The organism is Caulobacter sp. GW821-FHT09B11, from assembly GCF_059418205.1.
The window spans coordinates 1-20,498 of record NZ_JBWKPK010000055.1 but is presented as its reverse complement, the minus strand read 5'-3'; the positions used below and the strand labels follow the sequence as shown (position 1 = coordinate 20,498).

The window sequence follows — 20,498 nt, the reverse complement described above, 5'->3', positions numbered from 1 at the left end:
CCGCCCAGCGCCACCGTCTCCAGCCCCACATGCATCAGGATTTCCGCGCCGTTCACCGCCCGGATCGTCACCGCATGGCCCGAGCGATGCACGCTCACAACCACGCCGTCGCAAGGGCAAACCAGCACCGACCCCACCGGATCGATCGCCACCCCGTCCCCCAGCATCCGCTGCGCGAACACCGCGTCCGGAACCTCGTCCAACGGCCCCGCCCAGCCCGCGACGGGCGATCCAAGCACCAGGGTGGACATCGGCGGAACTCTCTTGGAAAGCGGAAGGACTACTGGCCGGCCGTCAGGGTGACGCGGTCAAGGGCCGGCATCGGATCCAGGCTCCTGGCCGTGAAGGTCAGGCACAGGTCGTGCACGCCCTCGCGGGCCGGCAGCACGCCGCTGACCGTGCCCAGGCCCGGACCGCGCCCGGCCTTGCCCAGCGGGATGGCGGCGATGCGTTCGCCCTTGCAGCCCAGCCGCACCTCCAGCTCGCCGTCGGGCGTGGCCGGCTTGCGGACCACGATCTGGTCCTTGGCCGCGCCGATCTGGAAGTTCCAGGCCGCCTGGCCGACCCGGGCGGTCAGCTTCAGCCCCTTGGAGAGGTCCGCGCCCTTCCAGATCCAGCACGGGTTCATCAGGTCGATGGCGAAGATGGCGCGCGGACCGTCCTTGCCGTTGATCGGGGCGTCGTCCTCGAAGGCCAGCGGAATGGCCGCGCCGCACAGTTCCAGCTGCCGGCTCTCGCGGGTGTTGGCCGCCAGCTCGGTCGCCGCCCAGCCACGGGTGCGGCCCAGCGGGGCCTCGCCCAGGAAGCTGCGCGCCTTCAGCGTCGTCCCCGCCTTCAGCGACAGCGTCTCGCCATAGACCGGCGAGGCGGCCGAGGGCTCCGAGCCGTCGGTGGTGTAGCGCACCTGGCCGATCGACAGGCCGCTGGCCAGGCTGGCCGCGATCGCCCCGCCCTGCCCCGGACGCAAGGTCGCCTGCGGCTCGAACGGCGCGGTGTCGGCCGCCACGCCCAGCGCCTTCAGCCGCGCCATCTCGGCCGGCAGGCGCTCGGTGAAGCCGTCCCAGTCGCGGCGCTCTTCCTGGGTCCAGGCCGTCTCGGCCAGGGCGACCAGGCGGGGGAAGGCCATCACCTGCGCCCGCTCGTAGGTGCGCACATGCTCGGTCCAGAGATTGGCCTGGACGCCCAGGACGTGCCTGCGCTGGTCGGGCGTCAGGGCGTCGGGCGCGGCGTCGAACTGGTAGACGTCCTTGAGGCTGCTGACGGTGATCCGGCCCGGCGGCTCGTCCAAAGACGTGCTTTGCCGGCGGTCGAAATAGAGGGTCGGTTCGGGCGACAGCACCGTGTCGTGGCCCTGGCTGGCGGCGGCGATGGCGCCGTCGATCCCGCGCCACGACATCACCGTGGCGTTGGGGGCCAGACCGCCTTCGAGGATCTCGTCCCAGCCGATCAGCCGGCGGCCGCGACCGTTGATGTGCTTTTCGACCCGCTGGATGAACCAGCTCTGCAGGCCGTGCTCGTCCTTGACGCCCAGTTCCTTGATCTTGGCCTGGATGACCGGGCTGGCCTTCCACTGGTCCTTCACCGCCTCGTCGCCGCCGACGTGGATATATTGCGACGGGAAGAGGTCCATCACCTCGTCGAGCACGTCGTTGAGGAACCCGAACGTGCCGTCCTCGACATTGTAGAGATAGGGGAAGATCCCCCAGTCATGGCGGGCCAGGGCCGGCGGGTTGGGCGTCAGGCCCAGCTGCGGATAGGCCACGATCGGCGCCAGGGCGTGGCCCGGCATCTCGATCTCGGGAACGATGGTGATGTTGCGCGCGGCGGCGTAGGCCACCAGCTCGCGCACCTGGTCCTGGGTGTAGAAGCCGCCGTAGCGCACCGGCTTGCCGGTCTTGGGATCGCGCCCCGCCGCCCCGGCCGGCCGGCGCCAGGCCGAGACCTGCGTCAGCTTCGGATACTTCTTGATCTCCAGCCGCCAGCCTTGGTCGTCGACCAGGTGCCAGTGCAGGGTGTTGAGCTTGTGGGCCGCCATACCGTCGATGATCGTGCGGATCGTCTCGACCGACTGGAAGTGGCGGGCGCTGTCGAGCATGAAGCCGCGCCAGGCGAAGCGCGGGGCGTCCTCCACATGGGCGGCGGGCACGTCGACCGCGCCTTTGCTTTCATCCTGCACCGCCAGCTGCCACAGGCTGACCGCGCCGTAGAACAGGCCCGCGCGCTTCAGCGCCGTGATCTTCACCCCGCCGGGCGCGACATCGAGGGCGTAGCCTTCGCCGTCCGGTCCGCCGCGCACCAGGGAGATGGCCGCCTCGCCGGCCGCCGGCGCGCCCTCGACCACGACGGGACGCAGGCCTCGAGCCCGATGCAGCAGGTCGGCCAGTTGCACCGCCACGCCGCGCGCCTCGACATCGCCCTTGGCGACATGGATGCGAGTGGCGGCGCTCAGGCGGAAGACCCCGTCGGCGGCTTGCGCCTTGGCGGGCGCGGGCGTCAGGGTCAGCTGTTCGGCCGCGAAGGCGGGAACGGCGAAGGCCATGGCCGCAGCGGAGGCCAGCAGAACTTTGATCATGGGCGGGACGCTCTCACCGGCAAGCGGGCGCAAAAAAGGAGGCGGGCGGCGCTAGACCGACCCGCCCCAGCTCGCTGCTTGCAGTCAGGAGGGGGAATGGCGCGGCCGGGCTCATGAAGGGATCCTGAACCAAGCCGCGCTGGATGCAAATCAGCGGTTGCGGGGACGCGCGGTCTAAAACGCGTCCCCGTTTCCAGTCGCCTAGAAGGTGACGTTGACCGTCGCCTGCAGCTTGCGGCCCGTGCGGTAGACGCCGCGCGGCAGGGCCGTGGTGTTGGCGTAGGCGTAGTATTCGCTGTCCAGCAGGTTCTGCGCCGAGACCGACAGCTGCACGTTCTGGGTGACAGCGTAGCCGGCCGTGGCGTCCAGGCCCTTGTAGGCGCGGACGTACATGTTGTCGCCGCGGTCCACGCCGGTGAAGTACTTCGAGCGCCAGTTGTAGGTCACCCGCGCCGAGAACGGACCGTTCTCGTAGAACGGACTGACGTTGATCTGGTGCTTGGAGTTGTACGGCAGGTCCGCACCGCTCTGACCCTGGCCGTCGGCGTAAGTGTAGTTGGCCAGCAGGCCGAAGCCGTAGGCGTAGTTCTGCTGGTAGGCGAGCGCGAAACCCTTCACCTCGGCCGCCCCGGCGTTGTACGGGCGGCTGATGTTGTAGGTCGTCACCCGGCCTTGCGACTGGTTGAAGTACTGCTCCGGCGCGGTCTGCTGCTGGATGTAGTTGCTGATGTCCTTGTAGAACACCTCCAGCGACAGGATGGCCTGGGGCTGGAAGTACCACTCGGCCGAGGCGTTGACGTTGCTCGACTTGTAGGGCTGCAGGTTCGGATTGCCGCCGCCGCCCGTCAGCACGGTGTCCGACAGCCAGAAGTAGTTGGTCATGTCGGCGTAGTTCGGGCGGGCGATCACCTGGGCGGCCGCGAAGCGCAGGACCAGGTCCTCGCGGGCGTCGACGATGATGTTCACGCTGGGCAGGACGTTGTCGTAGCTCTTCGACGTGGTCTGCCACACCCAGTCGGCGGCGCCGTTGCAGGCCGCGCCGGGCTTGCAGACATAGCCGGCGCTGTCGGTGTCGGTCTTGACGTAGCGGACGCCGAAGTTGCCTCGCACGTTGTCGGCCTTGAAGTCGGCCTGGGCGTAGAGGGCGTTGATGTCTTCCTGGATGTTCCAGTTGCCGGCCGTGAACTCGGCGGCGGCGAAGATCGACGGCTTGGGCATGGTCGCCCCGGCCGCCAGCCACTTGCCGCTCTCGACGTAGTCGACCATCGACGAGCCGTCGATGCGGAAGCGGGTCTTCATCTGGCTGCTGACGCCGTCGAAGCCCTTCAGGTAGTTGCCCGGCACGGTGCTGGTGTTGAACAGCGAGGCCGGGGCCGAGACGCCGGTGATGGCGATGCCGGCGTACTGCTGGCCGGTCTCGTGCTGGCGATACTTCCAGCCCAACTGCACCCGCTTGATCACGCCGTCGAAGTTCCAGCCGCCGTCGATCTGGACGTAGCGTTCCTCATCCGAGGTGGGCTTGCTGACCAGGTTGCCGCTCCAGCCCGGATCGGTGGCGAAGGCCGACGGATTGCCCAGCACGTTGGTGGTGTAGGTCAGGCTGCCCGGGCTGCCCGGCGCGCCGCTGATGTCGACGGTGTAGTTGGCCCAGTTCAGGAACTCGAGGAACACCTGCTTCTTGGTGCCGCCGTCGGCCTTGGACTGGCCGATCTCGCCGCTGACGTCCCAGCGGTCGTCCTTCCAGCCGCCCTTGAGGTGGTAGGTGTCGGAGTTCAGCTCGGCTTCGCGGTACTGCACGTCCAGCACGCTGAGGGCGTTGTTGAACGAGGCCTTGGTGACGACGCCGTTGTTGACGGTCAGGTCGGTCAGCTGGCCCAGGCTGTTCCAGGTGTTGCCCTGGAAGGCGTACATCGACTGGTTGGTGTTGTCGTAGTCGGCCTTGATCTTCAGCCAGTTGAACTCGGCCCACAGGTTGTCGTTGGGACGGTATTCAAGGCTGGTGGTGTAGGTGGTGCGCTTGCGCTGCTGCTCGAAGTACGAGGTGCCGAAGGCGTTCGGGCTGCGGGCGGTGAGGTTGTTGGTCAGGGTCGTGGCGCACGAGCCGGTGCAGCCGCGGGTGCGGCTGTCGACCGGGTTGTCGGGATTGCCGCCGGCCCACTGGCTGGCCGCCATGGTGCCGTAGGTCTCGACGCCGTCGCGACGCAGGGTGTCGACGGCGCGCTGGACCGAGAAGGCCGCGCCGAAGGTGCGGGCCTCGTTCTTCCAGCTGTAGAGCAGCGAGCCCTGGACATCGCCCTTCTTGGAGCGATCGTTGTAGAGATAGCTCAACGCGCCGGCGATCATGTTCGCCTTGAGGTCCAGCGGCTTGCGGGTGTTGACGATCACCGTGCCGCCGATGCTGCCTTCGTCGATGCGCGGCTCGGGCGACTTGAAGACCTCGACCTTGCCGACGATCTGCGGCGCCAGCAGCGCGTAGTTGAAGGTGCGGCCCGGAGAGTCGAGGATGAACCAGTCGGCCGACGCGACCGTCTGGCCGTTCAGCAGAGTGCGGTTCAGGGCCGGGTCGGTGCCCAGGATCGAGACCTTTTCGCCCTGGCCGAAAGCCCGGTCGACGGTGACGCCCGGAACGATCGTCAGGGCTTCGGCGACGTTCGAACTCGGAAACTTGCCGACGTCTTCGGCGGTGACCACGTCGACGATGGCGTCGGCGTTACGCTTGGATTGAATGGATTGCTGCAGCGATGCGCGAATGCCGGTGACGACGACCTCCTCTACGGAGGTCGAGGTCTCCTGCGCCATCGCGGGCGCGGCGACCAATACGGCCAGCAGGCTGGCGGAAGCGGTCAGGACCGCCTTGTGGATGCTCTTCATAACTCGGCTTCTCCCCATTGTGCCGGGTCTTTGGACCCGGAGCCGAACCCCAAGCCCAATCCGATACCAATTTCTCGCGGCAAAGCCGCAAAGAGCGGTACTTCTCAGACCTCGGAGTGTGACTGTGACGAAATTTTTGCTGATGACAATACCTAAAAAGAACCAATTGCAGACCATGAGATAATTGGTATGAAAATGGTCATGAACTGTTGCGTGCGCCGCCGGGGTGCGCAAATCGCGGTAGATGCAAGCCTGACGCTGGTGGGGACCTGATGCTGTTTTCCGAAAAGATCGGGGGCCTGGACGGCAACGGGCAGGACCACGCGCCGCTCTACAAGCAGCTGCAGCGGGCTCTGCGCGAAGCCATCCAGAAGAAGATCCTGTCGCCCGACGACGCCCTGCCGGCCGAACGCGACCTTGCCGAAGAATTCAGCATCTCGCGGATCACCGTGCGCAAGGCGCTGGACGGCCTGGTCAGCGAAGGGCTGCTCACCCGCCGCCAGGGCGCGGGCACCTTCGTGGCCTCGCGGGTGGAAAAGAGCTTCTCGGCGCTGTCGTCGTTCACCGAGGACATGATCTCGCGCGGTCGCGTGCCGCACAGCGAATGGATCAGCCGCAGCGAAGGCCAGGTGACGCCCGAGGAGTCGCTGACTCTCGGCCTGTCGCCCGGCACGCCGGTCTATCGCTTCGCCCGGATCCGCTACGCCGACGGCTCGCCGATGGCCGTGGAATACACCACCATCGCCGCCTTCGCCCTGCCCTCCACCGACATCGTCGGCACCTCGCTGTACGAGGCGCTGGAGAAGACCGGCCACCGGCCGGTGCGCGCCCTGCAAAGGCTGCGGGCCATCCTGTTCGCCGCCGAGCAGGCCGACCTGCTGGACGTGCCGGCCAAGGACGCGGGCCTGCTGATCGAGCGGCGCGGCTTTCTCAAGGACGGCCGGGCGGTAGAAGTGACCCAGTCCTACTACCGCGGCGACGCCTACGACTTCGTGGCCGAACTCAACGCCCTGTCCTGATCCACGGCCCGAAGGAAGAAGCGTCTTGGAGGCGACCGTCTTGACCCGACCCGAAGCACAGGCCCTGACCGCCGAAGCCACGCGCATGTTCCAGGAGGCCGGCGAGGCCTCGGGCGTGGTCGCCCGGCAGCTGGCGGCCAATGCGGAGGCGGCGGCAGTGATCGCCGAGCGGCTGAGGGCGGCGCCGCCTCGGGCCGTGGTCACCTGCGCGCGGGGGTCCAGCGACCATGCGGCGACCTTCGCCAAGTACCTGATCGAGACCCGGGCCGGGGTGCTGACCTCGTCGGCGGCGCTGTCGGTGTCGTCGGTCTACGCCGCCCCCCAGGACCTGGAGGGGGTGCTGTACCTGGCCATCTCGCAGTCGGGGAAGAGCCCGGACCTGCTGGCGGCGGTCGAGGCGGCCAAGCAGGGCGGCGCGTTCACCGTGGCCCTGGTCAATGACGAGAGCTCGCCGCTGGCCCAACTGGCCGATGCGGTGCTGCCGCTGCACGCCGGGCCGGAACTGAGCGTGGCGGCGACGAAATCCTACATCGCCGCCCTGACAGCCATCGCCCAGCTGGTCGCGGCCTGGACGGGCGACGAGGACCTGACCACCGCCCTGACCGCCCTGCCGCAAGGCCTGGCGGCGGCCTGGGAGCAGGACTGGAGCGCCGGCATCGCGGCGCTGTCGGGCGCGACCAACCTCTACGTCCTGGGCCGCGGCGTCGGCTTCGGGATCGCCCAGGAGGCGGCCCTGAAGTTCAAGGAGACCTGCGGCCTGCACGCCGAGGCCTTCAGCGCCGCCGAGGTGCTGCACGGGCCGATGGCCCTGGTGAAGGACGGCTTCCCGGCCCTGGTGCTCGCCCAGCAGGACGAGACCTACGACAGCACGCTGAAGATGGCCCAAGGCCTGGCCGAGCGCGGCGCGACCGTGCTGCTGGCCGGCGGCGAGGTTTCGGGCGCGACGACGCTGCCTTCCGCGTCGGGCCATCCGCTGCTGGAGCCGATCCTGCTGGTGCAGAGCTTCTACCGCATGGCCGCCGGCCTGTCGGTGGCGCGCGGCTACGATCCCGACAGCCCGCCCCACCTCAACAAGGTGACCCAGACCGTCTGATGCCCGTCACCGCGCTCTTGAATGCCGAGATCCTGACGCCGGCCGGCGTCGTCGCCGGCCAGGCCCTGCTGGTGCGTAACGGCGTCATCGCCGGCCTCATCGACCGCGCCGACGTCCCGGCCGACGCCGTCGTGGAAGACCTCTCCGGCGGCCTGCTGGTTCCCGGCTTCATCGACACCCAGGTCAATGGTGGCGGGGGCGTCCTCTTCAACGACGCGCCCACCGTGGAGACCATCGCCGCCATCGGCGCGGCCCACCGGCCGTTCGGCACGACCGGCTTCCTGCCGACCCTGATCAGCGACGACCTGCATGTCGTCGACGCGGCCATGCGGGCCACCGAGCAGGCGATCGAAAAGGGCGTGCCCGGCGTGTTGGGCGTGCACATCGAGGGGCCGTTCCTCAACGCCCAGCGCAAGGGCATCCATGACGCGGGCAAGTTCCGCGTCCTCGACGAAGACGCCATCGCCCTGCTGTCGTCGCTCAAGCGCGGCCGGACCTTGGTGACCCTGGCCCCCGAGACCACCACCCCGGACATGGTCGCCCGCCTTGCGCAGGCCGGCGTGGTCGTGGCCGCCGGCCACACCAACGCCCGCTACGAGACCGTCCGCGCCGCGCTCGAAGCGGGCCTGACCGGCTTCACCCACCTCTTCAACGCCATGTCGCCCCTGACCAGCCGCGCCCCCGGCGCGGTCGGCGCGGCGCTTGAGAGCCAGTCGGCCTGGTGCGGCATCATCGTCGACGGCCGCCATGTCGACCCGGCCACGCTGCGCATCGCCCTGCGCACCCGGCCGCTGGACCGCTTCATGCTGGTCACCGACGCCATGCCCACCGTGGGAATGGCCGACAAGCGCTTCGTGCTGCAAGGCCAGCCGATCACCGTCGAGGACGGCGTCTGCGTCGGCCCCGGCGGCACCCTGGCCGGCTCCGATCTCGACATGATCGGCGCCGTCCGCAACGCCGTGGACATGCTGGGCCTTGGCCTGGAAGACGCGGTGATGATGGCCGCCGCCGCTCCGGCCGCGTTCCTGGGCCTGTCGGCCACGCGCGGCTCGATCGCCCCGGGCCAGGCCGCCGACCTCGTGCTGCTCGACGGCGAGCGCAACGTCCTGCGCACCTGGATCGACGGGCGGTAAGAGACCTCTCCCCTCCGTAAAATCCCCGCGAAAGCGGGGACCCAGGCTTTTTTCTGCCGCCCACGGCGCTCGACGATAAAACACCTGGGTCCCCGCTTTCGCGGGGATTTTACGGGGAGGGGTTCCGGGCCAGGCCAAGCCACCCCGCTTATCCACCACCGCGCGCCTTTGTATCGCGAGAGGTTGCGATTTGTGTCGCCGCCGACGTCGCCCAGCAAAACCCCGCCCATGAAATCACCAGCATGTGCGCAAGCACATAGGCTGGCCGCCGTCGCGGTCGTTCTTGGAAGCTGGGGCTTTTGGGTCTGGAGACCACCACCGCGACACGGTCGAGGTTCGACGCCTGGCAAGGCCGCCGGCCGTGAGCTCCTACGTCTCCTCCCTGAGCGTCGCCCAGATCTCGGCGCTGACCACCACCGCGGTCTCGGCGCTCACCAAGACCGACATCGCGGCGCTGTCGACCGACCAGATCCAGGCCTTCACGGTCGAAGAGATCCAGGCACTCTCGTCGACCCAGATCACCTATCTGTCGACCAAGCAGGTCGCGGCGCTCACCACGACCCAGATCTCGGCCCTGACGGTCGGGCAGATGTCGTTCAGCGCCTCGCAGCTGTCGGTGCTGATCGACGACCAGATCGAGGCCTTCGGCGTAGACGAGATCGCCGCCCTCACCACCCAGCAGATCAAGGGCTTCACCGCCACCGAGATCGGCGAGCTGACCAGCGCCCAGTTCGCGGTGCTGTCGCCGACCCAGCTGTCGGCCCTGACGGTCACCCAGATCAAGGGCCTGACGACCGAGCAGTTGTCGGCGCTGACCACCACCCAGCTGGCGGGCCTGACCTCGGCCCAGCTCGGGGCGATGACCACCACCCAGGTCGGCGCCCTGACCACCACCGCGATCGCGAGCCTGACGACGACCCAGGTCAAGGGCCTGACCGCGACCGAACTGGGCGCCCTGTCGACCGAGCAGCTGGCGGTGCTGAGCCCCACCCAGATCGCCGTGCTCAGCACCAAGCAGATCCGCGGCCTGACGGTGACCGAGATCGTCGCCCTCAGCATCGAGCAGCTGAACGCCCTCAGCTCGACCCAGGTCGGGGCCCTGACCACCACCCAGATCGACGCCCTGACCACCACCGAGGTCGCGGCCCTGACCATCACCCAGATGGACGGGATGACGGTCACCGAGATCGCCGCCCTCGACGCCGAGCAGATCGCCGCCCTCAGCGTCACCCAGATCGACGAGCTGTCGAAGACCCAGATCAAGGGCCTGACGGCCACGGCCCTGTCGGGCCTGACCTCGGAGCAGGCCTCGGCCCTGACGGCCACGCAGCTGGGCAACCTGACCACCACCCAGGTCAAGGGCCTGTCCGAAGACTTCATCTCGGCCCTGACCACCACCCAGCTGCGCGGCTTCACCTCGACCGAGCTGGCGGCGCTGAAGACCACCCAGATCGAGGCCCTGAGCGTCGAGCAGCTGCAGTCGCTGACCACCACCCAGATCCGCGGCCTGACGACCACCTCGCTGCAGGCGCTGAACGGGACCCAGTTCGCCGCCCTCAGCTCGACCCAGATCGGGGCCCTGACGGTCACACAGATCAAGGGCCTCAGCACCACCGAGATCTCGGGCCTGAGCGAGACCCAGCTGTCGGGCCTGACGGCGGTGCAGGTGGCGGTGCTGACCACCACCCAGGTCGGCGCCCTGTCGGCGACCGAGATCAACGGCCTGACGACCTCGCAGCGGGCCGCCCTCACCTACACCCAGATCGCGGCCATCAGCGTCGACGAGATCGACGACCTGACCACCACCGTCATCGCCGCCTTCACCACCACCCAGCTGAAGGGCCTGACCAAGAGCGAGGCCGCGGCCCTGAGCGTCGAGCAGGTGTCGAGCCTGACGTCCAAGCAGCTGGGGGCGCTCAGCACCACGGCGACGGCGGCCCTCACCGAGGACCAGATCGCCGCCCTGACCACCACCCAGGCGGCCGGCCTCACCTCGACCCAGATCGCGGCCCTGACCAGCACCGAGGTCGGCGCCCTGACGGCGACGGTGCTGGCCTCGCTGAGCGCCAACCAGGTCAAGGGCCTGACCGCCACGGCCGCGGCGGCGCTCGACGCCGACACCCAGCTTTCGGCCCTGACCTCGACCCAGACGGCGGCCTTGACGGCCACGGCGCTGGGCGGCCTGACGAGCGACCAGGTCGCGGCCATGACCACGACCCAGCTGGCCGCGCTGAACTCGACCCAGATCGGGGCGCTGTCGACCGCGGCCCTGGCCGGCCTGACCGCCACCCAGATCACCAGCCTCAGCGCCACCCAGCTGCGCGGCCTGACCTCGACCGACATCGGCAAGCTGTCGACGACCCAGATCGAGGCGCTGAGCGCCACCCAGATGGCCAGCCTGACGACCACCCAGCTGGCCGGGCTGACCACCACCGAGATCGCCGCCCTCAGCGGAACCCAGCTGGCGGCGCTCAGCACCACCCAGTTCGCGGCCCTGTCCTCGACCGGCATTTCGGGCCTGACCGAGGAGCAGGTCTCGGCCCTGACCAGCACCCAGCTGTCGGCCATGACCTCGACCCAGCTGCGGGGCCTCACCACCACCCAGCTGGACAGCCTGTCGACCACGGCCATCGCCAGCCTGACCGCGACCCAGCTGGCCGGCCTGACCGCGACCCAGATCGCCAACCTGTCGACCGAGCAGGCGGCTTCGCTGACCACCACCCAGCTGGCCGCCCTGACGACGACGGCGATCGCGGGGCTGACCTCGACCGAGGTCGCGGCCCTGACCACCACCCAGGTCAAGGCCCTGACCTCGACCCAGTTGGCGGCCCTGACCACCTCGGCCGTCCAGGGATTGACCAGCGCCGAGATCGCGGCGCTCTCGACCACCCAGTTGGCGGGCCTGACGGCCACCCAGATCGGGGCGCTGACCACCGATCAGGTCCGGGCCCTGACCACGACCGAGATCGGCGCCCTGGCGACCACGCAGGTGGCGGGCCTGACCAGGACCGAGGTCGCCGCCCTGACCACGACCCAGCTGGCGGCGATGACCTCCACCCAGCTGAAGGCGCTGACCACGACGGCGATCACGGGCTTCACCGAGACCCAGATCGACGCCCTGACCACGACCCAGATCGCGGGTCTCACCTCGACCCAGATCGGCGCCCTGACGGCGACCGAGATCGCCGCGCTCGACGTCACCCAGCTGGCCAGCCTCACCACCACCCAGGTCAAGGGCCTAACCACCACCCAGATGGGCGCGCTGACGGACGACCAGGTGGCGGGACTGACGACCACCGAGGTCGCGACCCTGACCTCGACCCAGATCGGGGCGATCAGCGCCGACGCCGTGGCCGGCCTGACGACCACCGAACTGGCCGCCCTCACCACCACCCAGCTCAAGGGACTGAAGGCCACGCAGCTGGAGGCCCTGACCACCGGCCAGCTGGCCAGCCTCAGCTCGACCCAGATCGGCGCCCTGACGGCCACGGCCGTCGCCGGGCTCAGCGAAGACCAGATGGCCTCGCTGACGACGACCCAGCTGGCCGGGCTGACGACCACCCAGATCTCGGCCCTGACCACCGACGAGATCGGCGGCCTCGACGCTACCGACCTGCAGTCGCTGACCACCACCCAGATCAAGGGCCTGACCGCCACCCAGATCGAGTCGCTGGACACCGGTACCCAGATCGCGGCCCTGACCTCGACCCAGCTGTCGGTGCTGACCGCCACGGCCCTGGCCGGCCTTACGGAAGACCAGGCCGCGGCCCTGACCACCACCCAGCTTTCGGGCCTCACCTCGACCCAGATCGGGGCGCTGTCGACCGACGCCCTGGCGGGCCTGACCACCAGCCAGATCGGCGCGCTGACCACGACGCAGCTGGCCGGCCTGACGGCGACCGAGATCGCCAACCTGGCCACAACCCAGCTGGCCGCCCTCAGCACCACCCAGTTCGCGGCGCTCAACACCACGCAGCTGGCCGCCCTGACGGTCACCGAGATCGAGTCGCTGTCGGGCGAGCAGCTGTCGGCGCTGAACTCGACCCAGCTCAGCGCCCTCTCCACCACCGGCATCGCCGGTCTGTCGGCCGCGCAGATCGCCTCGCTGACCACCACCCAGCTGACGACCCTGACGGCCACGCAGGTCGCGGCCCTGACCACCACCCAGATCGGCGGCCTGACGGTCACCGAGATGACGGCCCTGACCACCACCCAGCTCCAGGCCCTGACCGCCACGCAGCTGGCGGCCCTGACGACGACCCAACTGGCGGCCCTGACCACCGGCCAGATGGGCGCGCTGACGACGACGCAGCTGGGCGCCCTGACGGCCAACCAGGCGGCGAACCTGACCGCCACGCAGCTGGCGGCCTTCAACTCGACCCAGATCTCGGCCCTGTCGACCACGGCGATCGCCGGCCTGACGACCACCGAGATCGCCTCGCTGACCACCACCCAGCTGCGCGGCCTGACCTCGGCCCAAGTCGGGGCCCTGACCACCAGCGAGATCGCCGCCATCACCACGACCGGCCTGGCGGCCATGAGCACCACCCAGCTGCTGGGCCTGACCAGCACCGAGGTCGAGGCCCTGACCACCGGCCAGATCGAGGCCCTGACCTCGACCCAGGTGGCCGCCCTGACGACGACGGCGATCTCGGGCCTGACCTCCGGCCAGGTGGAGGCATTGTCGACCACCCAGCTGCACCGCCTGACCTCGACCCAGATCGCGGCGCTCGATCCCGAGGCCCTGGCCGGCCTCAGCACGACCGACATCTCGACGCTCACCACCACCCAGGTGAAGGGGCTGACGGCGACCGAGATCGCCTCGCTCACGACCACCCAGATCGCCGCCTTCACCACCACCCAGATCTCGGCCCTGACGGCGACGGCGCTGACCGGCCTCAGCGACGACCAGCTAGGCGCGCTTTCGAGCAGCCAGCTGGCGGCCCTGACCTCGACCCAGATCGCCGGCCTCACCACCACCGAGATCGGCGCCCTGACGACCGAGCAGATCGCCGCCCTGACCACGACCCAGATCGCGGGCCTGTCGATGACCCAGATCGCGTCCCTGACCACCACCCAGCTGTCGGCCTTCAGCACGGCCGACATCGCCGCCCTGTCGACCACCCAGGTCGCGGCCCTGACCTCGACCGAGATCGCCGGCCTGTCGGTCGACCAGATCGGCGCCCTGACCGCGGCCCAGGTCTCGGCCCTGACGGCCACGGGGCTCAGCGGCCTGTCCTCGACCCAGCTGGCGGCCCTGACCTCCACCCAGCTGACGGCGCTCAGCTCGACCCAGATCTCGGGCCTGTCGACCACCCTGATCAGCGCCCTGACGACCACCGAGATCGCCGCGCTCACCACCACCCAGATGCGCGGCCTCACCTCGACCCAGATCGGGGCCCTGACCACCGGCCAGATCGCCGGCCTCACCACCACCGGCGTCGCGGCCCTGACCGCCACCCAGCTGTCGGGCCTGACCAAGACCGAGATGGCGGCCTTCTCGGCGGCGCAGCTCGGGGCCCTGACCACCACCCAGGTCTCGTCGCTGACGACCACGGCGCTGTCGGGCCTCACCTCCAGCCAGCTCAGCGCCCTGACCACCACCCAGCTGCGGCGGCTGTCGGCGACCCAGATCGCCGCGCTCAATCCCGATGCGCTGGTCGGACTGACGACCACCGAGGTCGCGTCTCTGACCACCACCCAGATGGCGGGCCTGACCAGCACCGAGGTCGCCGCCCTCGCCACCACCCAGATCGGGGCCCTGACCTCGACCCAGCTGGCGGCGCTGAGCACGACGGCGATCGCCGGCCTGACGGGCGACCAGGTCGCCGCCCTGACCACCACCCAGCTGGCGGGCCTGACCAGCACCCTGGTCCACGCCCTGTCGACCAGCGAGGTCGCGGCCCTGACCACGGCCCAGGTCGCGGCGCTGTCGACCACCCAGCTGTCGGGCCTGACCGCCACCCAGGTCTCGGCCATGGAGGGCGAGGACGTCGCCTCGCTGACCGCCGCCCAGCTGGCGTCGCTGACCACCACCCAACTGGCGGGCCTCGGCGCCGCCGGAGCCTCGTCGCTGAGCGTGACGCAGATCGACGACCTGTCCTCGACCCAGGTCTCGGCCCTGTCGACCAGCGCCGTCGCCGCCCTGGCCGCCACACAGGTCGCCTCGCTCAGCACCACCCAGATCGACGGCCTGACCGCCACCCAGATGGGCGCCCTTAGCGCCGGCCAGATCGACGCCATGTCGTCCGAACAGATCGCCGAGCTGACCACCACCCAGTTCAGTGGCCTGTCGGCCACCGGCGTTCAGGCCCTGACCGCCGCGCACCTGGAATCCCTGACCACCAGCCAGATCGCCGCCCTGTCGCTGACCGGCGTCTCGGGCCTGACCGCCGACGAGGTGGCGCGGCTGACCACCACCCAGGTCTCGGCTCTCAGCTCGACCCAGATCAGCGCCCTGTCGGCGACGGCCGTCACCGGCTTCACCGAGACCCAGATCGCCGCCCTCACCATCACCCAGCTGGCGGGCCTGACCACGACCCAGATCGGCGCCCTGACGGTGACCGACATCGGCGAGCTGACCACCACGGCCATCGCCGCCCTCAGCACCACCCAGCTGGGCGCCCTGGTGCGCATGCAGCTGCGCGCCCTGACCACGACCCAGGTCGCCGCCCTGACCACCACCCAGCTGGCCTCGCTGAGCACGACCCAGATCTCGAACCTGGCGGTGACCGAACTCCAGGCGCTCAGCGCCGCCCAGTTCGCCGCCCTGACCTCGACCCAGGTCGCGGCCCTGACGACGGTGCAGCTCGACAACCTGTCGGCTGTCGACATGGCGGCCCTGACCTACACCCAGATCTCGGGCCTCACGACGACCCAGATCGCGGGCCTCGGCACGACCTTCCTGGCCGGCCTCACGACCAGCCAGATCGGCGCGCTGAACGCCGAGCAGCTTTCATACGTGACCACGACCCAGCTGGCCGCCCTCAGCGCCGCCCAGCGCGCGGCCGTGACCGCCGCCCAATACTAGAGCCCCCATCCCGATGCCGGATTCCGCCGCCCCCGCCGTTGCGCCCCCGATCGTCTCCTTGAGCGTCGTCGAGCTGATCAATGTCGCCGAGACCACGCGCCGCGAGCGCGGCCCCGCCGCGGCCGTGGCGATCTACCAGGCCTGGATCGCCGCCAACGGCGACAATCCCCTGCTCTATGCGGTGTTGTTCAACTTCGCCGTCGTGCTGACCGACAGCGGCGACCTGGCCGGCGCCCGCTCGCAGCTGGAGCGGGCCGTGGTGGTCAATCCCGACTTCATCCCGACCTACATCAACCTGGGCCGGGTCTATGAGCGGATGGGCGCGGCCAACCTGGCCGTGCTGCAATGGACCGCCGCCACCGACAAGCTGGCGAGCGTCAACGGCCAGTCGATCGCCCACAAGACCACGGCCCTCAACCAGACCGCCCGGGTGCTGGAAGGCGTGGGCCAGGACCAGCCCGCCGAGGCCATGCTGCGCCAGAGCCTGGATCTCGACCCGCGCCAGCGCGAGGCGATCCAGCACCTGCTGGCCCTGCGCCAGCGCCAGGTCGAGTGGCCGATCGTCGACCCTTGGGAGCGGATGGACGCCCAGGCCCTGATGACCGGCATGTCGCCGCTGTCTCTGGCCGCCTACGCCGACGACCCGATGACCCAGCTGGCGGCGGCCTGGAACTACAACCGCCTCGACGTCGGCGCGCCTTCCGAGCTGATGGACCTGTCGGTCGCCCTCTCGCGCGGCGACGACCAGCCCCTGCGCATCGGCTACCTGTCGTCGGACCTGCGCCACCACGCCATCGGCCACCTGACCGCCGAGATCTACGGCCTGCATGACCGGTCCAAGGTCGAGGTCTTCGCCTATTACTGCGGCCCCGAACTGACTGACCCGTTGCAGAAGCGGATCATGGCCGACGTCGACCATTGGGTGACGATCAACCGCATGGACGACGCCACGGCCGCCCGCCGCATCGCCCAGGACGGCATCCAGATCCTGGTCGACGTCAACGGCTACACCCGCGACGGCCGCACCCGGCTGCTGGCGATGCGGCCCGCGCCGGTGATCGTCAACTGGCTGGGCTTCCCCGGCACGACCGGCAGCCCCTACCACCACTACATCGTGGCCGACGACTTCATCATCCCGCCCGGCGACGAGGTGTTCTATTCGGAAAAGGTCCTGCGGCTGCCCTGCTACCAGCCCAACGACCGCAAACGCCGCGTCTCGCCCTTCCCGCCCACGCGGCGCGAGGCCGGCCTGCCCGACGACGCCGTCGTCTATTGCAGCTTCAACGGCATGCAGAAGATCACCCCCTTCACCCTCGACCGCTGGTTCGCGGTGCTGGAGCGCGTGCCGAACTCGGTGCTCTGGCTGCTCAGCGGCTCGGAGGAGTCGCACGAGCGCCTGCGGGCCAAGGCGGCCGAGCGCGGCCTGTCGCCCGAGCGGCTGGTCTTCGCCGACAAGATGGCCAATCCCGAGCACCTGGCCCGCTACGTCCTGGCCGACGTGTTCCTCGACGCCCTGCCCTATGGCGCCCACACCACGGCGTCGGACGCCCTGTGGATGGGCGTGCCGATCGTCACCCTGGCCGGCCGCAGCTTCGCCGCCCGCGTCTGCGGCAGCCTCTTGCGCGCGGCGGGCCTGCCCGAACTGGTCTGCGACACGCCCGACGCCTTCGTCGACGCCGCCGTCGAGCTGGGCCTCGACGCCGATCGCCTGGCGCGGCTGAAGGCCCGGATCCTGGAGCTGCGCGACGACAGCGTGCTGTTCGACACCCCCGGCCTCGTCTGCGCTCTGGAAGACCTCTACGCCGGCATGTGGCGCGACCTGCGCGACGGCGCCCTGCCCGTTCCCGACCTCGCCAACCTCGACGCCTATCTGGAGATCGGCGCGGCCCAGACCCACGACGCCTTCGACATGCTCGCCGTCGAGGACCATCGCGGCTGGTGGCGCGAGCGCCTCGCCCGCCGCCACGCCCACCGCCCGATCCCTGCCGACAACCGCCTGTGGGACGGCGGCTCCAAGTCGTCGCCGGAGCCGGCCTAGCCGCTTCCGACCGCCCAACCTCCCAGCCTTCTCAACCTCCAACCTCCCAACCTCCCGTCATTCCCGCCCTTGTGGCGGGAACCCCTGGTTCCGCTCGCATGTGAAGCGCAAGCGGATCGCCGGCGATCCGCCCCTCCGGCCCTCGCGGCTGACAGAGGGCTTCCCGCCACAAGGGCGGGAATGACGGGAGTGGAGGAAGGAGCTCGCCTCCAAAACGCCACCCGTCGGCAATCCCAAGGCAAAACTCACGGCCCAAAACGCGGACGATAGCCTCAGCCGGACGCCGCCCATGCCCCGCCCCCAACCCGCCGCCCTGCTCCAGGACGGCCTGGCCGCCCATCGCGGCGGCGACCTGGCCAAGGCCGAGCATCTCTACCGCGCCGCCCTCGCCGCCGATCCGCAGCTCGACGACGCCGCCCACTATCTGGGCGTGGTGGCCCAGCAGAAGGGGGATCTCGCCGGCTCCGTCCAGCTGATCCGCGCCGCCCTGGCCCGGCGCCCCACCGCCACGGCCTGGTCCAACCTCGCCAACGCCCTGTGGCTGCAGGGCCAGCTCGCCGAGGCCGAGCACGCCTGCCGCCAGGCCCTGGCGCTCGACCCGGCCTGCGGCCCCGCCCTGCAGAACCTCGGCAACGTCCAGAAGGCCGGCAAGCGCTTCGACGAGGCCGAGGCAACCTACGCCCGCGCCCTCGCCCTCAGCCCCGGCAACCCCGACCTGTTGTCCAATCTGGGCGTCGTGCTGGGCGCGCTGGACAGGCCGGACGAGGCCCGCGCGGCGTTCGACCAGGCCCTGGCCGCCCGCCCCGGCTTTCCCGCCGCCCTCTTCAACCTGGCCAATCTCGAGACCGCCTTCAGCGACCTCGACACCGCCCTGGCCGCCTATGACCGCCTGCTCGCCGCCGCGCCCGCCCATGCCGACGGCCACGCCGCGCGCAGCGCGGTGCTGCGCCGCCTGGGACGCGGCCCCGACGCCGAAGCCGCCTACGCCGCCGCCGTCGCCGCCCGACCACAGGACGAGAAGCTGCACGGCATGCTGGCCGAGCTGCGCCTGGAGCTGAACCGGCTGGACGAGGCCGAGACCGGCGTCCGCGCGGCCATGGAACGCTTTCCCAGGTCGTCCGACCTCAACCGCATCCTGGCCCGCGCCCGCCGCATGCAGGACGATGGGGCCGGCGCCCTGGCCGCCATCGAGGCCGCCCTGGCTCTGGGGGCGGCAGGCGGCGAGATGCAGCTGGAGCTGGGCGCGGCCCGCCGCGCCGCCGGCGACCACGACGGCGCCATCGCCGCCTATGTCCAGGCCGTGCGCCTCAAGCCCGACCTGTCGGTGGCCTACGCCAATCTCGGCGGCCTGCTGCACGAGGAGGGCCGCTCCGACGAGGCGACACGGCCCCTGCTCGACGGCCTCAAGGTCGACCCGAACCTCTCCGAGCTGCACGTCAATCTGGGCGGGGTGCGGCTGTCGCAGAGCCGCTTCACCGACGCCCTGGTCTCGTTCCGCGCCGCCCTGGCCATCAAGCCGGATTCGCCCGAAGCCGTGTTCGGCGTCGCCGTCGCCAGCATGCACATGGGCGACCTCGACGCCGCCATCGCCGGCTACGAGGCGGCCCTGGCCCTGAAGGAGCTGCCCGAGGCCCGCTGGATGCTGGGCCTGGCCTTGCTCAAGCGCGGCGACTACGCCCGCGGCTTCCGCGAGCACGAGAGCCGCCTCCTGATCCGCGCCAGGAAGAAGATCGCCCGCGACTTTTCCCAGCCGCGCTGGAGCGGCCAGCCCCTGGCCGGCAAGACCCTGCTGGTCCATTCCGAGCAGGGCCTGGGCGACAGCCTGCAATGCCTGCGCTTCGTGCCCCAGGTCGCCGCCCTCGGCGCGCGGGTGCTGCTGCAGGTGCAGGAGGCGCTGCTGCCGCTGCTGGCCGGGCTCGAAGGGCCGTTCGAGGCCTTCGGCCCGCACGACGCCCCGCCGGCCTTCGACTATCACTGCCCGATGTTCAGCCTGCCGGCCGGGCTTGAAACCACCCTGGAGACCCTGCCGAGCGCCGAGGGCTATCTGGCGGCCGATCCGGCCCTGGCGGCGACCTGGGCCGAGCGGCTCTCCGATATCCCGGGCCTCAAGGTCGGCGTCGTCTGGCAGGGCAACCCCCGCGCCGACGTCGAGCGCGGCCGCTCCTTCCCCTTGCGCGCCCTGGCGCCGCTGGCCGCCGTTCCCGGCGTGTCCCTGGTCAGCCTGCAGAAGGACCATGGCCTGGACCAGCTCGACGCCCTGCCCGCCGGCATGCGCGTCCATGGCCTTGGGTTCGACTACGAGGTCGGGTCGTTCGCCGACACCGCCGCGATCCTGGCCAATCTCGACCTGCTGGTGACCTGCGACACCTCGGTGGGCCACCTTTCCGGCGCCCTGGGCCGGCCGACCTGGATCGCCGTCAACGCCGTCGGCGACTGGCGCTGGCTGACCGATCGCAGCGATAGTCCCTGGTACGACAGCGTCCGGGTCTTCCGCCAGGCCGAGCGCGGCGACTGGGACGGCGTCGCCCAGGCCATGGCGGCGGCTCTGGGCGAACTGTCAGGGTCCTGAAACGCAGAAAGCCCCCGGCGACGAACCGGGGGCTTTTCTTGAGGGATACGCCGAAACGACAAATGGCCCCCGAAAACGGAGGCCATTCGAAGAGTTTGGGTGCGGGGACAGGATTTGAACCTGTGACCTTCAGGTTATGAGCCTGACGAGCTACCGGGCTGCTCCACCCCGCG

General features: G+C 70.1%; 9 protein-coding genes and 1 tRNA gene. 6 read left to right on the top strand and 4 right to left on the bottom strand.

Features of this window, described 5'->3' with window-relative positions; all coding sequences use genetic code 11:
• From AC07N1_RS24530 to AC07N1_RS24520, 3 genes are all read right to left on the bottom strand, one after another.
• Positions 1-251, bottom strand: a 251-nt coding sequence (locus tag AC07N1_RS24530; protein WP_494674169.1) for a PTS sugar transporter subunit IIA, incomplete at its 3' end; no start/stop codon positions are given.
• Positions 252-280: 29 nt separating this feature from the next.
• The gene (locus tag AC07N1_RS24525; RefSeq protein ID WP_494674168.1) at positions 281-2,572 is read right to left on the bottom strand and encodes a family 20 glycosylhydrolase; all 2,292 of its coding nucleotides are present in this window, start codon (positions 2,570-2,572) and stop codon (positions 281-283) included.
• Positions 2,573-2,773: 201 nt separating this feature from the next.
• The gene (locus tag AC07N1_RS24520) at positions 2,774-5,443 is read right to left on the bottom strand and encodes a TonB-dependent receptor (RefSeq protein ID WP_494674167.1); all 2,670 of its coding nucleotides are present in this window, start codon (positions 5,441-5,443) and stop codon (positions 2,774-2,776) included.
• A gap of 272 nt (positions 5,444-5,715) precedes the next feature.
• Here AC07N1_RS24520 and AC07N1_RS24515 point away from each other — a divergent pair, with 272 nt between their 5' ends.
• The 6 genes from AC07N1_RS24515 (at position 5,716) to AC07N1_RS24490 (ending at position 20,325) form a co-directional block, all read left to right on the top strand.
• Positions 5,716-6,462, top strand: a complete 747-nt coding sequence (locus AC07N1_RS24515; RefSeq protein ID WP_494674166.1) for a GntR family transcriptional regulator — start codon at positions 5,716-5,718, stop codon at positions 6,460-6,462.
• 25 nt (positions 6,463-6,487) lie between these two features.
• Positions 6,488-7,555 carry an SIS domain-containing protein gene (locus tag AC07N1_RS24510; protein ID WP_494674165.1) on the top strand — a complete coding sequence of 356 codons (1,068 nt, stop codon included), beginning with the start codon at positions 6,488-6,490 and terminating at the stop codon, positions 7,553-7,555.
• Positions 7,555-8,688 (top strand): N-acetylglucosamine-6-phosphate deacetylase, encoded by a 1,134-nt coding sequence (nagA, locus tag AC07N1_RS24505; RefSeq protein ID WP_494674164.1) that lies wholly within the window; start codon positions 7,555-7,557, stop codon positions 8,686-8,688. The genes AC07N1_RS24510 and nagA overlap by 1 nt, the downstream gene beginning before the upstream one ends.
• Before the next feature lie 361 nt (positions 8,689-9,049).
• Complete coding sequence (locus tag AC07N1_RS24500; RefSeq protein WP_494674163.1) at positions 9,050-15,718, top strand: ice nucleation protein; 6,669 nt, start codon at positions 9,050-9,052, stop codon at positions 15,716-15,718.
• A 13-nt stretch (positions 15,719-15,731) separates the two neighbouring features.
• Positions 15,732-17,756: an O-linked N-acetylglucosamine transferase, SPINDLY family protein gene (locus AC07N1_RS24495; protein WP_494674162.1), complete on the top strand. Its 2,025-nt coding sequence runs from the start codon at positions 15,732-15,734 to the stop codon at positions 17,754-17,756.
• A 289-nt stretch (positions 17,757-18,045) separates the two neighbouring features.
• Entirely contained in the window at positions 18,046-20,325 is a 2,280-nt protein-coding gene (locus AC07N1_RS24490) for a tetratricopeptide repeat protein (protein ID WP_494674161.1), read from the top strand.
• A gap of 96 nt (positions 20,326-20,421) precedes the next feature.
• Here AC07N1_RS24490 and AC07N1_RS24485 read toward each other — a convergent pair.
• Positions 20,422-20,498, bottom strand: a tRNA-Met gene (locus AC07N1_RS24485).

What these genes read in the sequence shown, in the direction of transcription:
- AC07N1_RS24515 (WP_494674166.1), top strand. Translation starts at nt 5,716, where the DNA reads ATGCTGTTTTCCGAAAAGATCGGGGGCCTGGACGGCAACGGGCAGGAC.
- nagA (WP_494674164.1), top strand. Translation starts at nt 7,555, where the DNA reads ATGCCCGTCACCGCGCTCTTGAATGCCGAGATCCTGACGCCGGCCGGC.
- AC07N1_RS24525 (WP_494674168.1), bottom strand. Translation starts at nt 2,572, where the DNA reads ATGATCAAAGTTCTGCTGGCCTCCGCTGCGGCCATGGCCTTCGCCGTT.
- AC07N1_RS24495 (WP_494674162.1), top strand. Translation starts at nt 15,732, where the DNA reads ATGCCGGATTCCGCCGCCCCCGCCGTTGCGCCCCCGATCGTCTCCTTG.
- AC07N1_RS24490 (WP_494674161.1), top strand. Translation starts at nt 18,046, where the DNA reads ATGCCCCGCCCCCAACCCGCCGCCCTGCTCCAGGACGGCCTGGCCGCC.
- AC07N1_RS24520 (WP_494674167.1), bottom strand. Translation starts at nt 5,443, where the DNA reads ATGAAGAGCATCCACAAGGCGGTCCTGACCGCTTCCGCCAGCCTGCTG.